General features: G+C 74.0%; 19 protein-coding genes and 1 tRNA gene. 11 read left to right on the forward strand and 9 right to left on the reverse strand.

Translation table 11 applies throughout. The annotated features are described in order from the left end of the window. Positions 1-41: 41 nt before the first annotated feature. From J4G33_RS10380 to J4G33_RS10405, 6 genes are all read left to right on the forward strand, one after another. A complete protein-coding gene (locus J4G33_RS10380) occupies positions 42-1,685 on the forward strand; it encodes a DNA repair helicase XPB (protein WP_208055888.1) in 1,644 nt (547 codons plus the stop codon). A gap of 90 nt (positions 1,686-1,775) precedes the next feature. Further along, complete coding sequence (locus J4G33_RS10385) at positions 1,776-2,516, forward strand: response regulator transcription factor (protein ID WP_208055889.1); 741 nt, start codon at positions 1,776-1,778, stop codon at positions 2,514-2,516. Further along, positions 2,513-3,946 (forward strand): sensor histidine kinase, encoded by a 1,434-nt coding sequence (locus tag J4G33_RS10390; RefSeq protein ID WP_208055890.1) that lies wholly within the window; start codon positions 2,513-2,515, stop codon positions 3,944-3,946. Before J4G33_RS10385 ends, J4G33_RS10390 begins: the two co-directional genes overlap by 4 nt. Before the next feature lie 95 nt (positions 3,947-4,041). Continuing rightward, positions 4,042-4,848, forward strand: a complete 807-nt coding sequence (locus tag J4G33_RS10395) for an HD domain-containing protein (RefSeq protein WP_243758906.1) — start codon at positions 4,042-4,044, stop codon at positions 4,846-4,848. Between the two features lie 140 nt (positions 4,849-4,988). Further along, positions 4,989-5,279, forward strand: a complete 291-nt coding sequence (locus J4G33_RS10400) for a WXG100 family type VII secretion target (RefSeq protein WP_208055891.1) — start codon at positions 4,989-4,991, stop codon at positions 5,277-5,279. 72 nt (positions 5,280-5,351) lie between these two features. After that, positions 5,352-5,624 carry a DUF4031 domain-containing protein gene (locus J4G33_RS10405; protein ID WP_208055892.1) on the forward strand — a complete coding sequence of 91 codons (273 nt, stop codon included), beginning with the start codon at positions 5,352-5,354 and terminating at the stop codon, positions 5,622-5,624. Between the two features lie 103 nt (positions 5,625-5,727). Here the strand turns inward: J4G33_RS10405 and groL are convergent, their stop codons facing one another. The 4 genes from groL to napA form a co-directional block, all read right to left on the reverse strand. Next, entirely contained in the window at positions 5,728-7,353 is a 1,626-nt protein-coding gene (groL, locus tag J4G33_RS10410) for a chaperonin GroEL (RefSeq protein WP_208055893.1), read from the reverse strand. Positions 7,354-7,536: 183 nt separating this feature from the next. Next, the gene (locus J4G33_RS10415; protein ID WP_307793846.1) at positions 7,537-9,006 is read right to left on the reverse strand and encodes a phytoene desaturase family protein; all 1,470 of its coding nucleotides are present in this window, start codon (positions 9,004-9,006) and stop codon (positions 7,537-7,539) included. Positions 9,007-9,134: 128 nt separating this feature from the next. Further along, complete coding sequence (locus J4G33_RS17815; protein ID WP_208055894.1) at positions 9,135-9,749, reverse strand: LytR C-terminal domain-containing protein; 615 nt, start codon at positions 9,747-9,749, stop codon at positions 9,135-9,137. Between the two features lie 30 nt (positions 9,750-9,779). Then, positions 9,780-10,082, reverse strand: a complete 303-nt coding sequence (gene napA / locus J4G33_RS10425) for a nucleoid-associated protein NapA (protein ID WP_208055895.1) — start codon at positions 10,080-10,082, stop codon at positions 9,780-9,782. 128 nt (positions 10,083-10,210) lie between these two features. Between napA and J4G33_RS10430 the strand changes: the two genes are divergently transcribed. Then, positions 10,211-10,876: a uracil-DNA glycosylase gene (locus tag J4G33_RS10430; protein WP_208055919.1), complete on the forward strand. Its 666-nt coding sequence runs from the start codon at positions 10,211-10,213 to the stop codon at positions 10,874-10,876. A 40-nt stretch (positions 10,877-10,916) separates the two neighbouring features. After that, a complete protein-coding gene (locus tag J4G33_RS10435) occupies positions 10,917-11,729 on the forward strand; it encodes an SGNH/GDSL hydrolase family protein (RefSeq protein WP_208055896.1) in 813 nt (270 codons plus the stop codon). A gap of 75 nt (positions 11,730-11,804) precedes the next feature. On the opposite strand, the gene J4G33_RS10440 is transcribed toward J4G33_RS10435, so the two are convergent. The 5 genes from J4G33_RS10440 to J4G33_RS10460 all read right to left on the reverse strand — a co-directional run bounded on the left by J4G33_RS10440 (position 11,805) and on the right by J4G33_RS10460 (position 16,001). Next, positions 11,805-11,876 (reverse strand) — tRNA-Thr (locus tag J4G33_RS10440). Between the two features lie 78 nt (positions 11,877-11,954). Then, positions 11,955-12,596 carry a vitamin K epoxide reductase family protein gene (locus J4G33_RS10445; protein ID WP_208055897.1) on the reverse strand — a complete coding sequence of 214 codons (642 nt, stop codon included), beginning with the start codon at positions 12,594-12,596 and terminating at the stop codon, positions 11,955-11,957. Positions 12,597-12,624: 28 nt separating this feature from the next. Further along, entirely contained in the window at positions 12,625-13,473 is an 849-nt protein-coding gene (locus J4G33_RS10450) for a DsbA family protein (protein ID WP_208055898.1), read from the reverse strand. 105 nt (positions 13,474-13,578) lie between these two features. Continuing rightward, a complete protein-coding gene (locus J4G33_RS10455) occupies positions 13,579-14,097 on the reverse strand; it encodes a hypothetical protein (protein ID WP_208055899.1) in 519 nt (172 codons plus the stop codon). 89 nt (positions 14,098-14,186) lie between these two features. Beyond that, positions 14,187-16,001: a serine/threonine-protein kinase gene (locus J4G33_RS10460; RefSeq protein WP_208055900.1), complete on the reverse strand. Its 1,815-nt coding sequence runs from the start codon at positions 15,999-16,001 to the stop codon at positions 14,187-14,189. A 149-nt stretch (positions 16,002-16,150) separates the two neighbouring features. Between J4G33_RS10460 and otsA the strand changes: the two genes are divergently transcribed. The 3 genes from otsA (at position 16,151) to J4G33_RS10475 (ending at position 19,862) form a co-directional block, all read left to right on the forward strand. Then, positions 16,151-17,728, forward strand: a complete 1,578-nt coding sequence (gene otsA, locus J4G33_RS10465; RefSeq protein ID WP_208055901.1) for an alpha,alpha-trehalose-phosphate synthase (UDP-forming) — start codon at positions 16,151-16,153, stop codon at positions 17,726-17,728. Beyond that, complete coding sequence (gene otsB, locus J4G33_RS10470; protein ID WP_307793847.1) at positions 17,725-18,513, forward strand: trehalose-phosphatase; 789 nt, start codon at positions 17,725-17,727, stop codon at positions 18,511-18,513. Before otsA ends, otsB begins: the two co-directional genes overlap by 4 nt. A 221-nt stretch (positions 18,514-18,734) precedes the next feature. Beyond that, complete coding sequence (locus J4G33_RS10475; RefSeq protein ID WP_208055902.1) at positions 18,735-19,862, forward strand: ABC transporter ATP-binding protein; 1,128 nt, start codon at positions 18,735-18,737, stop codon at positions 19,860-19,862. Positions 19,863-19,928 lie beyond the last annotated feature (66 nt).

Genomic DNA, 19,928 nt, shown 5'->3' on the forward strand with positions numbered 1-19,928 from the left:
TGACCTGCCTGACCCGCTGACCCGCCCGACCGAGGAGCTCGATGACTGACGGCCCGCTGATCGTGCAGAGCGACAAGACCCTGCTGCTCGAGGTCGACCACGCCGACTCCGACGCCTGCCGTCGGGCGATCGCGCCGTTCGCCGAGCTCGAGCGCGCCCCCGAGCACGTCCACACCTACCGGCTCACCCCGCTGGGCCTGTGGAACGCGCGGGCCGCGGGGCACGACGCCGAGCGGGTGGTCGCGGTGCTCCTCGAGTTCTCGCGCTACCCCGTGCCGCACTCCCTGCTGGTCGACGTCGCCGAGACGATGGCCCGGTACGGCCGCCTGCAGCTGGTCAGCCACCCGACCCACGGCCTGGTCCTGCACGCCCTGGACCGCGCCGTGCTCGAGGAGGTGCTGCGCTCGCGCAAGACCGCCGGCCTGGTCGGCACCCGCCTGGACGACGACGACGTCGTGGTGCACGCGAGCGAGCGCGGGAACCTCAAGCAGGTGCTGCTCAAGCTCGGCTGGCCGGTCGAGGACCTCGCGGGCTACGTCGACGGTGAGGCCCACCCGATCTCCCTCGACGAGGACGGCTGGTCCCTGCGTCCCTACCAGGAGCAGGCGGTCGACAACTTCTTCCACGGCGGGTCCGGGGTCGTCGTCCTGCCCTGCGGGGCCGGCAAGACCCTCGTCGGGGCCGGGGCGATGGCCCGCTCGGGGACCACGACCCTCATCCTCGTGACGAACACCGTCTCGGCCCGGCAGTGGCGGGACGAGCTGCTGCGCCGCACCACCCTCACCGAGGACGAGATCGGCGAGTACTCGGGCACCCGCAAGGAGGTGCGTCCGGTCACCATCGCGACGTACCAGGTGCTCACCACCCGTCGGAAGGGCGTCTACACCCACCTCGAGCTGCTCGACGCCCGCGACTGGGGCCTGATCCTCTACGACGAGGTCCACCTGCTGCCCGCCCCGATCTTCCGCATGACCGCGGACCTGCAGGCCCGGCGTCGGCTCGGCCTGACGGCGACCCTGGTGCGCGAGGACGGCCGCGAGGACGAGGTGTTCTCCCTCATCGGGCCCAAGCGGTTCGACGCCCCGTGGAAGGACATCGAGGCCCAGGGCTACATCGCCCCGGCCGACTGCGTCGAGGTGCGGCTGACCCTGCCCGAGCGGGACCGGCTGACGTACGCGACCGCCGAGCCCGAGGACAAGTACCGCCTGGCCGCGAGCGCGGCGGGCAAGAACCGCGTGGTCGAGCAGCTGGTCGCCCAGCACCCCGACGACCAGGTGCTCGTGATCGGCCAGTACCTGGACCAGCTCCAGCTGCTCTCGGACCAGCTCGACGCCCCGCTCATCACCGGGGAGACGACGATCCGCGAGCGCGAGCGGCTGTTCGCGGCCTTCCGCACCGGCGAGGTCAACCGGCTGGTGGTGAGCAAGGTCGCGAACTTCTCGGTCGACCTGCCCGAGGCGACCGTCGCGATCCAGGTGAGCGGCTCCTTCGGGTCCCGGCAGGAGGAGGCCCAGCGCCTCGGCCGGATCATGCGACCCAAGGCCGACGGGCGCACCGCGCACTTCTACGCCGTGGTCGCGCGGGACACCGTGGACCAGGAGTTCGCGGCGCACCGTCAGCGGTTCCTGGCCGAGCAGGGCTACGCCTACCGGATCGTCGACGCCGAGGACCTCACCACCGCGTGAGGGCCCGGTCGCGACGCCCGACGCCGGAGGCAGCCCCGCCTCTCAGCGCATTCCCAGCCGACTCCCAGGAACCCCGCGCACACTGAGGGCATGACGAGCGCCCCCAGCTCCCCCGAGGCCCGCCTCCTCGTGGTCGACGACGAGCCGACCATCCGCGAGCTGCTCACCACCTCGCTGCGGTTCGCCGGCTTCGAGGTGCACGGCGCGGCCGACGGCGCGAGCGCCCTGACCCTGATCCGTGACGTCGAGCCCGACCTCGTCGTCCTGGACGTGATGCTGCCCGACATGGACGGCTTCACCGTCACCCGCCGCATGCGTGACCAGGGGCGCCGCGTCCCCGTCCTGTTCCTGACCGCGCGGGACGACACGAGCGACAAGGTCACCGGCCTCACCGTCGGCGGGGACGACTACGTGACCAAGCCCTTCTCCCTCGAGGAGGTCGTGGCCCGCATCCGCGCGGTGCTGCGCCGGGCCCGCGCCGACGACGCCGAGCAGGACGACGGCGTGCTCCGCCTGGCCGACCTCGAGCTCGACGAGGACTCCCACGAGGTGCGCCGGGCCGGGCGCACCATCGACCTCTCCCCCACCGAGTTCGCCCTGCTGCGCTACCTGCTGCTGAACGCCGGTCGGGTCCTGTCCAAGGCGCAGATCCTGGACCACGTGTGGCAGTACGACTGGGGCGGGGACGGGAGCATCGTCGAGTCCTACATCTCCTACCTGCGCCGCAAGATCGACCGGCCCGGGGGCGACGGGGACGTGCCGCCGGTGCCCCTCATCCACACCAAGCGCGGTGTGGGCTACGTGCTGCGGCTCCCCCCGGGCACCGCGTGACCGCCGTCTGGGGGCGCCTGCCGCTGCGCACCCAGCTGACCGCCGTCTTCGCCCTGCTGCTCCTGGTGGGGCTCGGGCTGACCGGCGTCGCCGCCCAGGGGCTGCTCAGGCAGTCCCTGGTCTCCCAGGTCGACGCCCAGCTCGAGACCGCGGCCCCGGCCCTCGTCGAGGAGTTCACCAGCGGCCTGCCGAGCCGCGGCACGAGCACCGACGGCACCCAGCCCTCCGACTACCACGTCCGGGTGGCCGGGACCGACGGCGTGACCCTCAAGCAGTGGGCGGCCACCAGCAGCACGGCGGCGATCCCGTCGATCCCCCGGCTGACCGCCGAGGAGGTGCTCGCCCTGGACGGTGAGGCCTACACGGTCGCGTCGGCGGCGGGCCCCGGCCGCTGGCGGGTGCTCTCGCGCGCCCTGGTCTCGGGGGACACGGTCGTCGGCTCGGTCTCGGTGGCCCTGCCCCTGACGGCGGCGGACGCCACCCTGGCCCGGATGCAGGCGGCCCTGACGGCGATCGGCGTCGGGGTGGTCAGCCTCGGCGCGGTCGCGGGCTGGTGGGGGGTGCGCCGTGCCCTGCGCCCCCTGCGGGAGATCGAGGACACCGCGCAGGCCATCGCCGCCGGGGACCTCGCCCGCCGCGTGCCGGACGGCCCCACGAGCACCGAGGTGGGCCGTCTGGCCGCCGCCCTCAACGTGATGCTCACCCAGATCGAGCAGGCCTTCACCGACCGCACGGCCTCCGAGGAACGCATGCGCCGCTTCGTCGCGGACGCGAGCCACGAGCTCCGCACCCCCCTGGCCACCATCCGCGGCTACGGCGAGCTCTACCGGATGGGTGCTCTGCGCGAGCAGGCCGAGGTCGAGACCACCCTGCGTCGGATCGAGGACTCCGCGACCCGCATGGGTGTGCTCGTCAACGACCTGCTCCAGCTCGCCCGCCTCGACGAGAAGCGGCCCCTGCGCCACGAGGAGGTCGACCTCGCGGTCCTCGCAGGGGACGCCGTCGCGGACCTGCACGCCCTGGACCCCACCCGCCCGGCGAGGCTCGAGCCCGTCGGGGGCAGCGTGGCCGGTGCGGTGGTGCTCGGGGACGACGGACGGCTGCGCCAGGTCCTGGCCAACCTCGTGGGCAACGTGGTCCAGCACACCCCGCCGGGCACCCCCGTCGAGCTCGGCGTGGGGCGGGACGGGGACCGGGTGGTGCTCGAGGTGCGCGACCACGGCCCGGGGATCGACCCGGCCCACGCGTCGCGTGTGTTCGAACGCTTCTACCGGGTGGACGCCTCGCGCGGCCGCGAGACCGGGGGCGCCGGGCTCGGCATGGCCATCGTCGCGGCCATCGTCGCCGCCCACGAGGGGACCGTCGACATCACCCAGACCCCGGGAGGCGGGACGACCGTCCGGGTGTCCCTGCCCCCCGTCGCGGTCTGATCCCCGGGGCCGGCCGTCCCCCGTCCGGGTGGTGCTGATCACGGTCGCGCGGGACTACCATGATGAGTCGTTTCCCCCGGATGTGAGGCTTGTCGATGGGCGTCCACGACGCACCCCAGTGGCTGATCTCGGCCTTCGTCCGCGCCTGCCTGGGTGCCGGCGCGACCGCGACCCCCGAGGAGATCGAGAAGGTCGGTGACAGCCTCATCGACCGGTGGTCGGAGGAGGGGCGCCACTTCCACAACCTGCGGCACCTGACCGACGTGCTCGCGCGGGTCGACGAGCTCGCCGAGGAGACCCACGAGCCGGACCTCGTGCGCCTGGGCGCCTGGTACCACGGCGCGATCTTCGACGCCGCGGCCATCGCCTCGTACGCCCACCGCGGCGGGGAGGACGAGCAGGCCAGCGCGGACCTCGCCCGCACCGAGCTGACCGACCTCGGCGTCCCGCCCGCGGGGGTGGCCCGCGTCGCCCACCTCGTGACGGTCCTGGCCCGGCACAACCCCGACGCCGAGGACTTCGACTGCGCCGTGCTGTGCGACGCCGACCTCGCGATGCTCGCCTCGGAGCCCCAGCGGTACAAGGCCTACCTCGCGGACGTCCGGGCCGAGTACGCGCACCTGCCCGTCGAGGAGTTCGTCCGCGCGCGGATCACGATCCTGCGCAAGCTCGAGCGTCGCTCGGCGCTGTTCTCGAGCCCGTTGGGCGCAGCGTGGGAGGAGCCCGCCCGGCAGAACCTCGCCGCCGAGCTGCACCGCCTCGAGAAGGAGCTCCGCAAGATCGAGGCAGCCGCCCCGCCCCCCGAGGAGTCCACCGAGGCCGGCCCCGAGGCGGCCACCGACGGGACGACCGGCCCGGCCGCGACGGTACCCGAGACGGCACCGAGCACCACCGCGGGCTGAGGCCCGCGCGGAGCGACCAGGGCTGAGCCCGTGTCCACAGCTCCGGCACCGTGGTCGTCCTCCCCAGGACGAGCGTCCCTCCCTGCCGCGCCCCCTCGCCCCTTCGTAGGTTCGGGCCCCCGAGCAGACGAGGAGCAGCGATGAGCAGGTACGAGGTCGACAGCACCCAGGTGGCCGAGGCGAGCGCCGCGGCGCACCGGTCGATGGCGGTGATCCGCACCGAGGTGGGGGCGCTGATGCGCTACCTCACCGACCTGCAGGGGGCGTGGCGCGGTGCGGCGGCGAGCGCCTTCGGCGGGTCGATCACCACGTGGGCCGCGACCGAACGGCAGGTCGAGGCCAGCCTCGACGAGATCGCCGTGGCCCTCGGCACCGCGGCCCAGGCCTACGACGAGGCCGAGCACCAGGCCTCGCGCCTCTTCCTCCGCTGACCGCCGACGGCGTCGCACCCGCTCGGTGGGTCGCGGCGCCGTCCCTGCGGGCGGGGTGCTTGGATCGACCGGGTGAGCGTGCTCCTGGACCCCCCGCTGTGGCCCCGGCACGGCACCGTGTGGGGGCACCTGGTCAGCGACCGGTCCCTCGAGGAGCTGCACGCCTTCGCCGAGCAGGCGGGGATCCCGCGACGGGCCTTCGACCTGGACCACTACGACGTGCCCACCGAGCGCTACCCCGAGCTGGAAGCCCTGGGCGCTGAGCGTGTGGGCTCGCGCGAGCTCGTCCGTCGGCTGCGCGCCTCGGGCCTCCGGGTGGCGGCCCGCGACCGGCCCAGGCGCTGACGGGGTCACGGCGCCCGCGAGCGGGCAGACGAACGGCGGGCGCCCCCCGAGGGGGACGCCCGCCGTCGGCGTTCTGCGTGCTGGTCAGACTCTGATCAACGGATCAGAAGTCCATCCCGCCCATGCCGCCGTCGCCACCGGGGGCCGGGGCGTTCTTCTCGGGCTTGTCCGCCACGACCGCCTCGGTCGTGAGGAACAGGGCCGCGATCGAGGCCGCGTTCTGCAGCGCCGAGCGGGTGACCTTGACCGGGTCGTTGACCCCGGCCGCGAGCAGGTCCTCGTAGTCGCCGGTCGCGGCGTTGAGGCCGTGACCGATCGGGAGGTTGCGGACCTTCTCCGCCACGACGCCGCCCTCGAGGCCGGCGTTGATCGCGATCTGCTTGAGCGGGGCGTCGAGCGCGAACTTCACGATGCGCGCACCGGTCGCCTCGTCACCGACGAGCTCGAGCGACTCGAAGGCCGTCTTGCCCGCCTGGATGAGGGCCACGCCACCACCGGCGACGATGCCCTCTTCGACGGCCGCCTTCGCGTTGCGCACGGCGTCCTCGATGCGGTGCTTGCGCTCCTTGAGCTCGACCTCGGTCGCGGCACCGGCCTTGATGACGGCCACGCCGCCGGCCAGCTTCGCGAGGCGCTCCTGGAGCTTCTCGCGGTCGTAGTCCGAGTCCGAGTTCTCGATCTCGGCACGGATCTGCGCGACCCGCCCGGCGATCTGGTCGGCGTCGCCCAGGCCCTCGACGATGGTCGTCTCGTCCTTGGTGACGACGACCTTGCGCGCCTGGCCGAGCAGCTCCAGGCCCGCGTTCTCGAGCTTGAGGCCGACGGTCTCCGAGATGACCTGACCACCGGTGAGGATGGCCATGTCCTGCAGCATCGCCTTGCGACGGTCGCCGAAGCCGGGGGCCTTGACCGAGACCGACTTGAAGGTGCCACGGATCTTGTTGACGACGAGGGTGGCGAGAGCCTCGCCCTCGATGTCCTCGGCGATGATGAAGAGCGGCTTGCCGGACTGGATGACCTTCTCCAGCAGGGGCAGCAGGTCCTTCACGTTCGAGATCTTGCCCTCGACGAGGAGCACGTAGGCGTCCTCGAGGACGGCCTCCTGGCGCTCGGCGTCGGTGACGAAGTAGGCCGAGAGGAAGCCCTTGTCGAAGCGCATGCCCTCGGTCAGCTCGAGCTCGAGGCCCAGCGCGCTGGACTCCTCGACCGTGATGACGCCTTCCTTGCCGACCTTGTCCATCGCCTCGGCGATGAGCTCGCCGATCGCGGGGTCACCGGCGGAGATGCCGGCGGTCGCAGCGATCTGCTCCTTGGTCTCGACCTCGACGGCCGCCTTGAGCAGCTCCGCGGTGACGGCGTCGACGGCCTTCTCGATGCCCTTCTTGAGGGCGATCGGGTTGGCGCCGGCGGCGACGTTGCGCAGGCCCTCACGGACGAGCGCCTGGGCGAGCACGGTGGCGGTGGTGGTGCCGTCGCCAGCGACGTCGTCCGTCTTCTTGGCGACCTCCTTGACGAGCTCGGCGCCGATCTTCTCGAACGGCTCCTCGAGCTCGATCTCCTTGGCGATGGAGACGCCGTCGTTGGTGATCGTGGGGGCGCCCCACTTCTTCTCGAGCACGACGTTGCGGCCCTTGGGGCCGAGGGTGACCTTCACGGCGTCAGCCAGGGCGTTCATGCCCCGCTCCATGCCGCGGCGGGCCTCCTCGTCGAAGGCGATGATCTTGGCCATTCGGATGGTCCTCCGGTTGTGGCGGTGGTGCTGGCCCACGATGCCCGCGACGGACGGACCGGTCAGCGGCGGTCACGTCCCGCCGGGGGCCGGCCCTCATCGAGGGGCCAGATGGTTCTGTCACTCTCGGGTCGAGAGTGCTAACTCATTATTGGCACTCTCACCCCGAGAGTGCAAGGCAGCTCAGGCGCCCGGGCTGAGGTCCGGGGGCGTCAGCACGCCGAAGCGGTCGGCCAGCACCCGTCGCGCGGCGTGCCACCCCCCCATGCCGTGCACCCCGGGGCCCGGCGGCACCGAGGCCGAGCACAGGTACACCCCGGCCGGGCCCATGCGGTAAGGGTCGGGCGAGACCATCGGGCCGAGCACCATCCGGGGCAGCGTGATCGCCCCGGCCGAGATGTCCCCGCCGACGTAGTTCGCGTTGTGCTCGGACATCTCGGCCGCCGGGATGCCCCGCGCGGCGACGACGAGGTCGCGCACCCCCGGGGCGTGGCGCTCGAGCTGGTCCAGGACCGCCTCGGTCATGTCCCGCGGGGAGCCGGCGGGGACGTGCGTGTAGGTCCACACCGGCCGGATGCCGCCGGGCCCGAGGCGCGAGGGGTCGGCCACCGTGGGGTCGCTCAGCAGGATCACCGGCTCGGCGGGGTGCCGGCCCCGGCCGACCTCGTGCTCGGCCCGGACGAGCTGCTCGCGCGAGCCGCCGACGTGCACCGTGCCCGCCTCACCGATCGTCCGGTCGGTCCAGGGCACCGGCCCCGAGAGGACCAGGTCGACCTTGGCCGCGGCGTTCCCGTAGCGGTACCGGCTCAACCCGCGGCGCACCCGCACGGGCAGCCGGTCCCCCATGACCTGCTCGACCGTGCCCGGGGTCGTGTCGAAGACGTAGGCCCGGGCACGGCCGAGGTCCTCGAACCGACGCACCTCGCGGCCGGTCTCGACCACCCCGCCGTGCGCCAGCAGATCCGCGACCATGGCGTCCGTGATGGCCTGGGTCCCCCCCACCGGCACCGACCAGCCCGGGGCGTGGGCCAGCGTCCCCAGCAGCAGGGCGGTCCCGGCCGCAGCGAGGGAGGGCAGGGGGGTGATCGCGTGCGAGGCGACGCCGGTCAGCAGGGCAGGGGCCTGGGGTCCGGAGAACCGGCGGTCCCAGGTGACGCCCATGCCCTGCTCGAGGGTGCGCAGGCCGAAGCGCACCGCGCTGACGAGGTCCCGCGGCAGCCGCCGGTGGTCCCCCATGGCCAGCTCGACCACGGCGTCCACGTGCTCGACCAGAGGCTCGAACAGGGCGCGCCACGCGACACCGTCGGGCCCGAGGCCGGCGACGGTGCGCTCGAGCGAGCGGTAGGCCAGCCCCGCCGAGCCGCCGAGCAGGGGCTGCGCGTAGGAGACCTCGGGGGCCACGAGGTCCACGCCCCGCGCGCCGAGGTCGAACCGGCGGAAGAAGGGCGAGGCGAGGGCCAGGGGGTGGACCGCCGAGCACAGGTCGTGCGCCACCCCCGGCACGAGGCCCTCGACCGTGCGCGCCCCGCCGCCGATCGAGGACTGAGCCTCGAGCACGCGGACGGAGAGTCCCGACCGGGCGAGGGTGACGGCGGCGGCCAGGCCGTTGGGCCCGGAGCCCACGACGACGACGTCCACGGGGTCAGCAGGCACCGACGACCCCGCGGCGCTTCTCGGCGATCGACCGCGTCCGGGTGGCCTGGGGCATGCGTGCTCCTGTCCTCGGTGCCTCGACCCGTCGAGCCTACGCACCCACGGCAGAGGTCGACAGCCGAGACAGATCAGGCCTGGTAGTCGCCGCCCAGCACGACCACGATGCCGTCCGCGGCCTCGGCCGAGAGCTCGACCGCACCGATGCCCAGGGCGTCGGCCGCCGCCTGCGCGGTGACCCGGTCCTCCTCCGAGCCGTAGAGCACCGAGGACGCCTCAGGGCGGGCGCCGCTCCAGTTGCCGGCGGCCACGTCCGAGAAGCCTGCCGTCTCGAGCCGCGCCGCCGCACCCCCCGCGAGGCCGGTGACCGAGGTCGCGTTGAACACCTCGACCGGACGCGTCAGGTCGGGCTCGGGCTCAGGCTCGGGCTCGGGCTCCTCGGCCGGCTCCTCGGGCTCGACGGGCTCCTCCGGCTCGACCGGGACACCCTCCTCGGGCTCCTCGGCCGCCTCCTCCTCGGGGTCGACCGGGGCCGTGATGACGGCGTCGTCGGTGCCGGTCAGGCCGCGCCAGTCGGAGAGCCACGTCACCAGGCCGAAGGCCACGACGGGGAGGACGACGAGCACCACCGCGAAGGGCCACCACCGGGACCAGCGGGAGCGAGGGGCGCGGTGGGCGCCCCGCGGACCGACGGTCGACACCTGGTCGAAGTCGTCCGCCGGGTAGGGGTAGTCGCCGGATCTCACGGCGGACAGGCTAGCGGTCCCAGCCGGGGATCAGCCGTCGACGCCCAGACGACGCGCGGTCCGGGCCCGCTGACGCGAGGAGCGGAGCCGCCGCAGGCGCTTGATCAGCATGGGGTCGTGGGCGAGGGCCGCCGGGGAGTCGATCAGCGCGTTGAGCACCTGGTAGTACCGCGTGGCGGACATCTCGAAGAGCTCCCGGACCGCCTGCTCCTTGGCCCCCGCGTACTTCCACCACTGGCGCTCGAAGGCGAGGATCTTCTGGTCGCGCTCGGAGAGACCGTGGGGCGTCGAGGTCGAGCCCTCGGCCTCGCTCAGGGTCGCCGTGGCGTCCATGTGCCCTCCAGATCCGTCATGCGTGTCGATGCCCGTCGTGCATGCCCATGGTAGTCCGTGAATGACACGGGTGTCATTCGTCCCGGGGCTAGGGTCGTCCCGTGCTGCCCGCCGACCTCGACCAGCTCATGGCCCCTGACTGGGCCGAGGCCCTGGCCCCGGTCGAGCCTCAGCTCCGCCGCCTCGGCGAGAGGCTGCGCGCCGAGGTGGCCGCCGGGCGACGCTACCTGCCGGCCGGCCGGGACGTGCTGCGCGCCTTCGCCCGACCGATGTCCGAGGTGCGCGTCCTCGTCGTCGGGCAGGACCCGTACCCCACCCCCGGTCACGCGGTGGGGCTGTCCTTCTCGGTGGACCGCGAGGTCCGCCCGGTCCCGCGGTCGCTGACGAACATCTACCGCGAGCTGCGCGAGGACGTCGGCGTCGACCCCGGTCCGTCCGGGGACCTCACCGGGTGGGCCGACCAGGGGGTGCTGCTGCTCAACCGCGTCCTGACCGTGCGCGAGGGCGAGGCCGGCTCGCACCGCGACCTGGGCTGGCAGGAGGTCACCGACCACGCCGTGCGGTCCCTGGCCGAGCGGGGCGGACCCCTGGTCGCGGTGCTCTGGGGGCGTCAGGCGCAGACCCTGCAGCCCGTGCTGGGCGAGGTGCCCGTGGTCGCCGGGCCGCACCCCAGCCCGCTCTCGGCCTCGCGCGGGTTCTTCGGCTCGCGACCGTTCAGCCGGGTGAACGCCCTCCTCGCCGAGCAGGGTGCACCGCCCGTCGACTGGGGTCGGGCCGCGCCCCCGTCGTCGTAGCCTGGACGCCCACGAGCACGCACCCCGGAGGCAGCACCGCATGGCCTGGACCCGCTACGTCGCCCTGGGCGACTCGTTCACCGAGGGCCTGTGGGACGTGCCCGACGGCGAGCCGCCCGCGAGCGCCGAGACCGCCGACCCCGCGCTGCGCTGCCGGGGCTGGGCCGACCTGCTCGCCGCGCACCTGTCCGAGCGGGGCACCGAGCCGGTGCTCTACGCCAACCTCGCCGTCCGCGGTCGGCTGCTCACGCCGATCCTCGAGCAGCAGGTCCCCCAGGCCCTCGAGCTGGGCCCGGACCTGGTGAGCCTGGTCGGCGGGGGCAACGACATGCTGCGGCCCTCGGCCGACCCCGACGCCCTCGCCGCGGCCCTCGAGGAGGCCGTGGTCCGGCTGCGGGCCGCGGGCGCGGACGTGCTGCTCGCGACCGGGATGGACGCGAAGGACAGCCCCGTCATCCGGCGCACCCGCGGCCGGGTCGCCGTGCTCAACTCCCACGTGTGGACGATCGCGCGGCGGCACGGAGCCCACGTGCTCGACGTGTGGGGCATGCGCTCGCTGCGGGACTGGCGGATGTGGGCCCCGGACCGGATCCACCTGACCACCGACGGTCACCGGCGGGTGGCCCAGGGGGCCCTGGCCGCCCTGGGCCTCGAGCCCGACGACGCGCGCTGGGACGACCCCCTGGCCCCGCTGCCCCCGGTGCCGCGCACGGCCCAGGTGCGCCAGGACGTCGACTGGTTCCGCACCCACGCCTACCCCTGGGCCACCCGCCGGCTGCGCGGCAGGTCCTCGGGGGACCGGCGCGTGCCCAAGCAGCCCACCCTGGGGCCCGTCGGGCCTGCCCGGCCCTGAGACCCCGGGGCGACGGCGCCCCGGATCTCCCGGAGCGTCGCCGCCCCGGCCCTCCCGGGCGTCGCCGACCCACGGAGCCGCCTGTCGGATTCGAACCGACGACCGTCCGCTTACAAGGCGGGTGCTCTACCACTGAGCTAAGGCGGCCAGCCCGGTGCCCCGGGCGCGGCGACAAGTCTGCCAGAGGGCTCCCCCACCGGGACCGGCCGGGGAGCCCTCTCGCGCTCAGCCCAGCAGCGCGGGCCCGTAGCGCAGCCCGATGACAGCGGCCAGGAAGATGAGCCACAGCCACACCACGACGACGTCGACCTCGTGGTCGATCGCCCACCGTGCCCGCTCCTGGATTGGACGCGGCAGGTAGAGGTTGTCGTCGCGGACGTTCACGTGGGTGAGGGTCGTGAACACCAGGGTCGTGGAGACCGTCACGAGCAGGCACCACGGGCACAGCGAGCCGATCTCGAACATCGACTGCGCGAACAGCCAGTACGCGAAGATCAGGCCGAGGGTGTAGACGAGCTGCGCCGAGGCCATGAACCAGCGCGGGAACCTCACGCCGCCCAGCGAGGCCACCGCGATGGTGATGACCACGGGTTCGGCGACCAGCCCCAGGAAGGCGTTCGGGAAGCCGAAGAGCGAGGCCTGCCAGGACTGCGCCACGGCCCCGCACGAGAGCACCGCGCTGACGTCGCAGGCGAGCACGCGGTCGGGGTCCTCGGCGAGCAGGAGTGCGTCGATCGAGAGCACGAAGGACGCGACCAGGCTGATGCAGGCCGAGAGCAGCATCGTCGTGAAGATGAACCGGTTGTCGTGCCGGATCCGGAAGGCGCGGGCGACCAGGCCCTCCCGCGCGGGGGTGTCGAGACTCATCGAGGTTCCTGTCGACCGGGCCCGCGGCTCAGCCGCGGGCCTCCTCGACCGTGAGCTCGAGGGCACCCTCGATCCGCCAGTCGACCCCGAGGTCGGCCAGGTTCTGACCGTCGACGAGCACGGTCGGCGTGCCGAACTGCTCGAAGTCCCGCGTGGCCTGGGCCGTCGCGGCCGCGACCCACGAGGCGTAGGAGTCCTCGCCCCACGAGAAGTACGAGCCGTCGGCGATCTGGTCCGCCACGGCGTCGTCGACGCCGGACCCTCGGGCCAGGTCGGCGATCTCCTCGTCGGACAGTCCCGTACCGCCCTCGGTGGGCTGGTTGGCGAAGAGCGCGTCGTGGAAGGCGACGAAGGCCTCAGGGTCCTGGTCGGCCACGAGGGCGACCGCGGTGGCTGCACGGGTCGCGTACTGCGACCCGGCCGCGGCGCGGTCCAGGATCGAGACCGGGCGGTAGTCGACGACCACGTCCCCGGTGGCGCGGAGCTCCTCGAGCACCGGACCGTTGGTCTGCTCGAAGGTCGCGCACACGGGGCAGAGGAAGTCGGAGTAGATCGTCACCGTCACGGCGTCCTCCGCCGAGCCCTCGGTGCTGCCGGCCACGCCGTCGGCCCCCACGAGGATCCCGCCCTCGGCGGTCGAGCTGGCCGGGGCGCTGACCGAGCCCAGCGGGTCCTCGACCTCGCTGAAGTCGGGCGCGGGGTCGGGCTGGTTGCTGAGGATCCAGACGACCACGCCGCCGATGACGACGAGGCCGACCAGGACGAGGGTGATGAGCAGGACGCGCTGCCGGCTCGCGGCGCGCTCCTGCTCCTGGCGCCGGCGCAGGGCCTGGGCGCGGGCCTCCTCGCGGCGCTGCTGCTTGGACTGGGTGGACATGGTGCCTCCGGGATCGGGAGGACGGCCTGGGCCGTCCGGGTCAGGACGTCTGGGCACCCTGGCCCGGTCGAGCGAAGGTGCTCGGTCGAGCGAGGGGCGCGAGGCTCAGGCGAGGCCGAGCCCGAGCCGTCCGGGCGGCCCCCGTCGCCACGGCACCCCGGCCGCGACCGCACCGCCGCGCGTCGACCCGGACGCGGGCACGGCCCTCGCCCCGCGGCGGACGAGCGGGAGCACGGCGCCAGGGAGCCTGCCGAGCAGCCCCCCGAGGAGGGAGACCGCGCCGCGGGCCGCCCGGCCCAGGGCCTGCAGCGCTCCGAGAGCACCGAGACCGAGACCGACCCCCGCGAGGTGACCGAGGAGCACCGGCAGCGCCACGACCACGGCGACCCCGAGCACGTGACGACCGTCCCCGCCGACGGCGAGACTCTCCGTGGGGCACGTGGAGTCGGCGCGGAGCAGGGCCAGGCGCAGCCCGAGCCAACCAGCCACACCGTCCCCGGGCACGCAGTGGTGCACCAGGAGCGAGCCGTTGCGGCCGAGGGCCACCAGGCCGCTCGCCACGGCGAGCAGGGCGACCACGGGCGCGAGCACGGGCCAGGGCAGCCGTGGGTGCTCGCGGTTCATGCGCGCCACGATACGTGGCGCGCATGGCCAGGTGGTGGACCTAGTGCCCAGGCCACCTCCGTCAGCACACCTCCGTCAGCACACCTCGGTCAGCGGAGGTCGGGCGGCCCCGGCAACGGCCACCACACGGTCTCCGGGACACCCTGGGGCGCGAGGACCACGAGGAACACGATCGCGGCCGCGGCGCCGAGGCCCAGGACCACCACGGTGACGGCCCCGACGGTGCCGGGGGCCAGGGCGGCGAGGGTCCAGCGCGCACCGAGACGGGTCATCCGGCTCATCGGCCCGAACCAGAGCATGAGGAGGGCCACCAGCACCACCGCGCCCACCAGGGCGGGGGTGACCCAGGCGGCGTTCTCGGCGAGCTCCCCGGTCGGCTCGCCCGGGGCGGGCTCGGCCACCGTGAGCCGCCCCGTGCCCAGCAACCACCAGCCGACGCCACCGACCATCGCGGTGAGGGCAGCGGCCAGGAGGGTCGAGGGCAGCACTCCCAGCACCGCACGCCCCAGGTACCAGGGCCAGGTCACCACCCCGCGCACGGCCGCCCCGCGGGAGGTGCCGCGCACGGCCCGTCGTCGCAGCAGGGCCGAGACGTCCAGGCCCACGCTGCGCACCAGCACCGCGAGCACGACGGCGACCGCGAGCGCGACCCCGGGCCTGGTCGCACCGATCGCGACGAGCACCGACCCCAGGGCCAGCACCGAACCCACGCGCCGGCGCGGGCTGGTGGACACGGCAGGGTCGAGGAGCGGGGATCCCTCGGGCGGGACGGACCCGGGCGGGTGCCACCGGTCCTCGGAGCCCTCGGGGCCCTCCTGCGGCCACCCGTCCTCCTCGGACCACGAGCCGCCGAGCTCGGTGTCCTCCTCGTCCCAGGCGCCCTCCTGGGCGGGCATCACCTGGGTCGAGCCGTGCTCGAGGACCGCGGTCGCCGGGTCGTCGTCCTCGGGGCCCGGGGCCGGGTGGACCTCGGTGGGCCACCCCTCGTCGGGGCCGAGGGGCGGGACGGTCGTGGTCACCCCCGTCGCCCCCGCCGCCCCGGCCGGCCCTGCCGCCATCGCTGCGGGGGCTGCGAGCAGGGCGGGGTCACCCAGGTCGCCGTCGGCCACGCGGCGCAGCTCGGCGACCACCGCGGTCGGGTCGAGCCTGGTCGCCGGGTCGGCCGCGAGGGCCGCTCGCAGGGTCACCTCGGTGCGCGGCGGGACGCCCTCGAGGTCGGGGCGGCCCTCGCGGGCCCGAGCCAGGACGGACTGCACGGGTCGGTGGCCGAAGGGCGGCCGGCCGGTCGCGGCGAAGGCGAGGACCGCCGCCCAGCCCCACCAGTCGGCGGCCTCGGCCGGCTCGCCGCCCTCGAGGAGCTCAGGGGACAGGTAGCCGGGGGTCCCCACGACCATGCCCACCGAGGTGACGCGCGGGTCCTCGGCGGCCTGGGCGATGCCGAAGTCGATGAGCACGGCCCCGCGCGGGCTGATCAGCACGTTGCCCGGGGTCAGGTCGCGGTGCAGGACCCCGGCCCCGTGCACCTCGGTCAGGGCCTCACGCAGCTGCTCCGCGAGGTCGGCGAGCTCGGCCTCGGGCATCGGGCCGTGGCGGCGCACGTGGGCCGCGAGGTCCGGCCCGTCCACGAGTTCGGTCACGACGAAGGCCTCGCTCGACTCGATCTCGGCGTCCAGCACCCGCGCGACCCCGGGGTGCCGCACCCGCTGCAGGTGGGCCACCTCGCGGCGCAGCCGTTCGCGCGCGTCGGGGTCGGTGCCCAGGTGGGGGTGCAGCAGCTTGAGCGCGACCGGGGCACCGCCGCCGTCGACCGCGCGGTAGACCGCCCCCATGCCCCCCTGGCCGAGGGAGGACACCACGCGGTACCCCCCGATCTCCGTGCCGGGGGCGACGCCGATGCGCTCCATCCCGTCACGCTATCCGCCCCGGCCCTCCGGGGCCGGGTGGCGCACCGGAGGCCTGCTCCCGGCCGGACCGTCTCACGACGGCGCGATCCGCCGAGCAGGGCCCGCGGCCTCTCGGTAGCCTCGGGGCGGACCAAGGAGCTGAGGCAGTGGTGGAGCGCGCAGGGTACGAGCTCGTCGTGGTGGCCAACAGGTTGCCCGTGGACGTGACGGTGGACGAGGAGGGCGGCACGAGCTGGAAGCGGTCCCCCGGGGGGCTCGTGACCGCCCTGCAGCCCGTCATGCAGCAGGCCGACGGCGCGTGGGTGGGCTGGGCCGGCAAGCCCGACCTCGAGCACGAGCCGTTCGACGCCGACGGCATGCACCTGGTGCCCGTCGCGCTGAGCGCCGAGGAGATCGCGCAGTACTACGAGGGCTTCTCGAACGACACGCTGTGGCCGCTGTGCCACGACGTGATCAGCCCGCCCGAGTTCCACCGCACCTGGTGGGAGGCCTACCGCAGGGTCAACCGGCGCTTCGCGGAGGCCGCCGCGGGCCAGGCGGCGCAGGGGGCGACCGTGTGGGTGCAGGACTACCAGCTCCAGCTGGTGCCCGCGATGCTCCGCTCGATGCGGCCCGACCTGCGGATCGGCTACTTCCACCACATCCCGTTCCCCCCGCTCGAGATCTTCTCCCAGCTGCCCTGGCGGCGTCAGGTGATCGAGGGCCTGCTCGGTGCCGACCTGATCGGCTTCCAGCGCCCGGGGGACGCGTCCAACTTCATCCGCGTGGTGCGCCGCCTGACCGACCTCACGACCCGCGGGTCGATGGTCAGCGTGCCCACCGAGCACGGCCACCGGGGGGTGCGCGCCGCGGCCTTCCCGATCTCGATCGACTCGAGCAAGTTCGACGCCCTGGCACGCACCGAGGCCGTGAAGGCCCGTGCCCGGGAGATCCGCCACGACCTGGGCGACCCGAAGGTGCTGCTGCTGGGGGTGGACCGCCTCGACTACACCAAGGGCATCCGGCACCGGATCAAGGCCTTCGGCGAGCTGCTCGAGGACAAGCGCCTCGAGGTGCCCGAGGCCGCACTGGTGCAGGTCGCGAGCCCGAGCCGGGAGAACGTCGAGGCCTACCAGCAGCTGCGCGAGGAGGTCGAGATCCTCGTCGGGCGCATCAACGGCGAGCACGGCCAGATCGGCTCGGCGGCGATCTACTACATGCACCACTCCTACCCGCCCGAGGAGATGGCCGCCCTCTACCTGGCGGCCGACGTCATGCTCGTCACCGCGCTGCGCGACGGCATGAACCTCGTCGCGAAGGAGTTCGTGGCCGCCTGCACCGACGACACCGGCGTGCTGGTGCTGAGCGAGTTCGCGGGGGCCGCCGACGAGCTCTCGGGGGCCCTGCTCATCAACCCGCACGACATCGAGGGCATGAAGGACGCGATCGAGCGAGCCGTCCGGATGGACCCGCGCGAGGTCCGGCGCCGCATGCGCAAGCTGCGCCGTCGGGTCATCGAGGACGACGTCACGAAGTGGTCGCAGCGCTTCCTGTCCACCCTCACGGCCGTCCCGGACCAGCCCTCTCCCCCGCCTGCCCGCTCCGACCGCTCGCGGCACGAGCGATCCAGGTACGTCGAACCGGGCCACGAGGCCCTCGCTCCCCAGGACGGCGACCCCGAGGCGCAGGACGGCGAGCAGGCCGGTGGCGAGCCGGCGACCACCGAGCAGGCAGGGGGGAACCTGTGACCGGGCCGACGGCGGGCTTCCCGACCGATGAGCTCGTGGCGCGGCTGCGGGCCGGGGACCGGGTGCTGCTGGCCCTCGACTTCGACGGCACCCTCGCCCCCCTGGTGGACGACCCCGACGCGAGCCGCGCCCTGCCCGAGGCCGTCGTGGCCCTGGACCGGCTGAGCGGTGCCTCGGGCCTGGAGCTCGCCCTCGTCTCGGGCCGGCACCTGGACGACCTGTCCCGCCTGGCCCAGGTCCCCGACGGGACCTGGCTGGTGGGCAGCCACGGCGCCGAGCGCGGCCGCCGCGTCGCGGGGGCCCTCGAGCGCGTCGCCCTCGACCTGCCCCCGGAGGCGGCCGCCCTGCGGGACGAGATCGGTGACGACCTCGACGCCGCGGCCGGGACCGTGGGAGGAGCGCGGGTCGAGCACAAGCCGGCCTCGGTGGTGCTGCACACCCGGACGGCCACCCCCGCCGACGCCGCCCGGCTGACCGAGCTGGCCCTCGCCCTCGGGGAGCGCGAGGGGGTGGACGCGATGCACGGCAAGGACGTGGTCGAGCTGTCGGTGCTCGACGTCACCAAGGGCCACGCCCTGGCCGACCTGCGCGGCGAGCTCGAGGTCGCCGTCGTGGTCTACGTGGGCGACGACGTCACCGACGAGCGGGCCTTCGTGACCCTCGGCGCGCAGGACGTGACCGTCAAGGTGGGGCCCGGGGAGACCGCGGCCCGCCACCGGACCGACAGCCCGGAGAGCCTCGCCGAGGCCCTGGGCGCGCTCGCCACGGGCCTCGACCTCCCCTGAGGAGGGGGCGCCCGGAGGCGGCCGTCGTGGGAGCGGTGCTCAGACCTCCGACCCGCGGTCCGGCGCTCCGGACGTCGAACGTGTGGCAAGATGCAGACGTCACGCGCGAGACGTGGGTCACAGTCGACCATGCCTCGCGCGCCGGTGTCACAGAGGACACCACGACTCCCATCACGACGGATCGTCCGGCACGTACCTGCCGGTGAAGGGAAGTACCGATCATGGCTACGGTCACCTACGACCAGGCAACCCGCGTCTACCCCGGGACCGAGCGTCCCGCAGTCGACGCCCTCGACCTGCACATCGAGGACGGCGAGTTCCTCGTCCTCGTCGGCCCCTCGGGCTGCGGCAAGTCGACCTCCCTGCGCATGCTCGCCGGCCTCGAGGACGTCAACGCGGGCCGCATCCTCATCGGTGACCGCGACGTCACCGACGTGCAGCCCAAGGACCGCGACATCGCGATGGTCTTCCAGAACTACGCGCTGTACCCGCACATGTCCGTCGCGGACAACATGGGCTTCGCCCTCAAGATCGCCGGCACGCCCAAGGCCGAGATCCGCAAGCGGGTCGAGGAGGCTGCCAAGATCCTCGACCTCACCGAGTACCTGGACCGCAAGCCCAAGGCCCTCTCGGGCGGTCAGCGTCAGCGTGTGGCCATGGGCCGTGCGATCGTCCGCCAGCCCCAGGTCTTCCTCATGGACGAGCCGCTGTCGAACCTCGACGCCAAGCTCCGCGTCCAGACCCGCACGCAGATCGCCTCGCTCCAGCGTCGCCTGGGCGTCACCACGGTCTACGTCACCCACGACCAGACCGAGGCCCTCACCATGGGCGACCGCATCGCGGTCCTCAAGGACGGCCTCCTGCAGCAGGTCGGCACCCCGCGCGACATGTACGACACCCCGGCGAACGTCTTCGTCGCCGGCTTCATCGGCTCCCCGGCGATGAACATCGGCTCCTTCCAGGTGGCCGACGGCGTCGCACAGCTCGGCTCGACCCGCATCCCGCTCGAGCGCAGCATCGTCGGTGCCCTGACCCCCGAGGACAAGGGCCACGTCACGCTGGGCTTCCGCCCCGAGTCCCTCGACGTCGTGTCGCAGGGCGCCGAGGGTGCCATCCCGGTCAAGGTGGCCCTGGTCGAGGAGCTCGGCTCCGACGCCTTCGTCTACGGCGACCTCGACGTCCCCGAGTCCGCCGCCAAGGAGATCCACTCCGGCGCCGGCGACGCGCGCGTCATCGTGCGTGTCGACCCGCGCCAGGTGCCCGGCAAGAATGAGACGATCTGGGTCGCGATCCGCCCCGGCGAGCGCCACGCCTTCTCGGCCTCGACCGGTCTGCGCATCAACGCCTGACCCGTAGCAGCGCTACGGAGGGGCGGGGCGGCCGCCAGCCCGCCCCCCCCCCCCCGGGGCCGGCCG

The organism is Actinotalea soli (assembly GCF_017565425.1).
GTDB lineage: Bacteria > Actinomycetota > Actinomycetes > Actinomycetales > Cellulomonadaceae > Actinotalea > Actinotalea soli.

Bases quoted from the DNA above. Each gene is read 5' to 3' on its own strand.
- J4G33_RS10380 (WP_208055888.1), top strand. From the start codon at position 42: ATGACTGACGGCCCGCTGATCGTGCAGAGCGACAAGACCCTGCTGCTC.
- J4G33_RS10385 (WP_208055889.1), top strand. From the start codon at position 1,776: ATGACGAGCGCCCCCAGCTCCCCCGAGGCCCGCCTCCTCGTGGTCGAC.
- J4G33_RS10395 (WP_243758906.1), top strand. From the start codon at position 4,042: ATGGGCGTCCACGACGCACCCCAGTGGCTGATCTCGGCCTTCGTCCGC.
- J4G33_RS10400 (WP_208055891.1), top strand. From the start codon at position 4,989: ATGAGCAGGTACGAGGTCGACAGCACCCAGGTGGCCGAGGCGAGCGCC.
- groL (WP_208055893.1), bottom strand. From the start codon at position 7,353: ATGGCCAAGATCATCGCCTTCGACGAGGAGGCCCGCCGCGGCATGGAG.
- napA (WP_208055895.1), bottom strand. From the start codon at position 10,082: ATGGACGCCACGGCGACCCTGAGCGAGGCCGAGGGCTCGACCTCGACG.
- J4G33_RS10430 (WP_208055919.1), top strand. From the start codon at position 10,211: ATGGCCCCTGACTGGGCCGAGGCCCTGGCCCCGGTCGAGCCTCAGCTC.
- J4G33_RS10435 (WP_208055896.1), top strand. From the start codon at position 10,917: ATGGCCTGGACCCGCTACGTCGCCCTGGGCGACTCGTTCACCGAGGGC.
- J4G33_RS10445 (WP_208055897.1), bottom strand. From the start codon at position 12,596: ATGAGTCTCGACACCCCCGCGCGGGAGGGCCTGGTCGCCCGCGCCTTC.
- J4G33_RS10450 (WP_208055898.1), bottom strand. From the start codon at position 13,473: ATGTCCACCCAGTCCAAGCAGCAGCGCCGCGAGGAGGCCCGCGCCCAG.
- J4G33_RS10455 (WP_208055899.1), bottom strand. From the start codon at position 14,097: ATGAACCGCGAGCACCCACGGCTGCCCTGGCCCGTGCTCGCGCCCGTG.
- J4G33_RS10460 (WP_208055900.1), bottom strand. From the start codon at position 16,001: ATGGAGCGCATCGGCGTCGCCCCCGGCACGGAGATCGGGGGGTACCGC.
- J4G33_RS10475 (WP_208055902.1), top strand. From the start codon at position 18,735: ATGGCTACGGTCACCTACGACCAGGCAACCCGCGTCTACCCCGGGACC.